Origin of the sequence: Bradyrhizobium sp. (genome assembly GCF_019242285.1) — a bacterium.
In the GTDB taxonomy this organism is placed as follows: Bacteria; Pseudomonadota; Alphaproteobacteria; order Rhizobiales; family Xanthobacteraceae; genus Bradyrhizobium.
This window is the reverse complement of sequence record NZ_JAFAVV010000236.1, coordinates 1-2,391: the sequence shown is the minus strand read 5'-3', so window position 1 is coordinate 2,391 and position 2,391 is coordinate 1. Positions and strand designations below refer to the sequence as shown.

2 protein-coding genes are annotated in these 2,391 nt (G+C 68.7%); one reads left to right on the top strand and one right to left on the bottom strand.

Annotated elements, in window-relative coordinates; translation table 11 throughout:
• The coding region (locus JOY90_RS09105) for a permease (protein WP_291690810.1) at window positions 1-1,396 on the top strand (1,396 nt) is incomplete at its 5' end.
• A gap of 9 nt (window positions 1,397-1,405) precedes the next feature.
• On the opposite strand, the gene JOY90_RS09100 is transcribed toward JOY90_RS09105, so the two are convergent.
• Entirely contained in the window at window positions 1,406-2,383 is a 978-nt protein-coding gene (locus tag JOY90_RS09100; protein ID WP_367276901.1) for an alpha/beta fold hydrolase, read from the bottom strand.
• Window positions 2,384-2,391: the final 8 nt, after the last annotated feature.

Below are 2,391 nucleotides of genomic sequence, written 5' to 3'. Positions count from 1 at the left end.
CATCGCGGTGCTGCACCTGCCCGTTTGGGCCGTGATCGGACGCTATGCGGAGCTCAGCACGCCATTGGACGCGACGTCGCGGATCGTGATCACGGCGATGATCTGCCTCGGCTGGGCGCTGATCCTGTCGCAGGCCATCGAGTCGGTAACCAGGGTGTTTTACGCCCGGGCCGATCTCGACCTCATCATGTCGTCGCCGGCAAGGCTGCCCGAACTGTTTGCGGTGCGGATCGCGGCGATCGCGCTTTCGGTCACCGCCATGGCGCTGCTGTTCACGACGCCGTTCGTCGACGTGCTCATGCTCGGCGGCGGCGCCAGATGGCTCACGGCGATCGGCGTCGTCATCACCGGCGGCCTGTCGGCGACCGCCATGGCGATCGCGGCCACCATCATGCTGTTCCGCCTGATCGGACCGGCACGAACGCGGCTGGTCGCGCAGGTCGTCGCCGCGATCATCGGCGCCGGTTTCGTGATCGCGCTGCAGGTCGCAGCGATCCTGTCCTACGGCACGCTGTCACGCTTTGCGATCATCACCTCCGACGCCGTGGTCGCGCTGGCACCGGCGGTCGACAGCATCATCTGGTGGCCGGCGCGGGCGGCCACCGGCGAGGTGACAGCCCTGCTGCCGCTGCTTTCGGGAAGCCTCATTCTGCTCGGGGCGGTGATGGCGATCTTCTCGCCGCGTTTTGCCGAGACCGCCGCCAGCGCCTCGGCGCGCGCGGCACCCGGCCGCAAGGCTTCGGGCGTCCGGCGATTTCGCGTCCGCTCGCCCCAGCAGGCGCTGCGACGCAAGGAGTTCATGCTGCTCGCGCGCGATCCCTGGCTGGTCTCGCAGACCCTGATGCAGCTGCTCTATCTGGTGCCGCCGGCGCTGCTGTTGTGGCGAAACTTCGCCGACAATTCCGTCGGCCTCGCGCTGGTGACGCCGGTCGTGGTCATGGCGGCGGGGCAACTCGCCGGCGGGCTCGCCTGGCTTTCGATCTCGGGCGAGGACGCACCCGACCTCGTCGGTACGGCGCCGCTCCGACAGCGGCAGATCATCCGGGCCAAGATCGAGGTCGTGCTGATCGCGATCGGAACCGTGTTTGCACCGCTGGTGGCGGCGCTGAGCTTTGCCGCGCCGTGGCAGGGGGCGATCACCGCCGTCGGCGTCATGGTCGCGGCGCTCACGGCAACCGCGATCCAGCTGTGGTTTCGGGTGCAGGCCAAGCGCAGCCAGTTTCGCCGCCGCCAGACCTCCTCGCGGCTCGCCACTTTCGCCGAAGCCTTTTGTTCGATCGGCTGGGCCGCCTCCGCCGCAATCGCCGTGATCCTGCCGCTGGCCGCGGTGCCGTGCGGCCTGATCACGACCGCGATCCTCGCCGCGACCTGGGCCCTCAGCCCGCGGCGGGCCTGATCTGAGATGTCAACCTCTCACCAATTCCATGACCGCTCCGGCAAAGGCCTCCGGCGCCTCCTGCGGCAGATTGTGGCCGACGCCGGGCACGACGCGATGAACGCGGGAGCCGACGAACCTTGCCGCCTGCGCCGAGCCATCGGTCGCCGGCGTCACGGTGTCCGCCTCGCCGTCCAGCGTGACCGTGGGCACCGTGATCGCCGGCAGCGCAGCGAGGCGCGATTGCAGCTCGGCATAGCGTGGATCGCTGGCCGCGAGCCCATAGCGGTGCCGATAGCTGTGGACGGCAACTTCGACATAGTCGGGATTGTCGAAGGCGATCGCGGTCCGCTCGAAACAGGCCTCGTCGAACTGCCACGTCGGCGACCACAGCTTCCACAATGTCCGTCCGATCTCGCGCCGGTTTGCGGCGAGACCGGCGCGGCCGCGCTCGATCTGGAAGTACCACTGGTACCAATAGGCGACCTCGCGCGCGACCGACGCCGGCTGCATGGCATTCGCGATGTCCTGGATCAGATAGCCGTTCACCGACAGCAGCCCCGCGCAGCGCTCCGGCCACAGCGCCGCGCCGACGCATGCCGCGCGGGCCCCCCAGTCGTAGCCCGCGAACACGGCGCGGGGGATCGCCAGCGCATCCAGCAGCGCCTTCAGATCGGCCCCGATCGCCGCCTGCTCCCCGGAGCGCGGCGTGGCGGGATCGCGGAAACGCGTCGGCCCATAGCCGCGCAAATAGGGTACGAGGACGCGGCACCCTGCGCCGGCCAGCATCGGAGCGACGTCGACATAGGAATGGATGTCGTAGGGAAAACCGTGCAGCAGCACGACCACAGGTCCCGCCGGCGGCCCTGCCTCGTAATAGGCAATGTTGAGCACCCCGGCATCGACGTAATGCAGCGGTTCGATCCGTCGTGTCGACGGCGCATGCGGCGTGCCGCTGAATTGTGCTGACGTGTTCGACAATGTGAACTCCTCGACCGCTCGAGACATGGTAGTTC

What these genes read in the sequence shown, in the direction of transcription:
- JOY90_RS09100 (WP_367276901.1), bottom strand. Translation starts at nt 2,383, where the DNA reads ATGTCTCGAGCGGTCGAGGAGTTCACATTGTCGAACACGTCAGCACAA.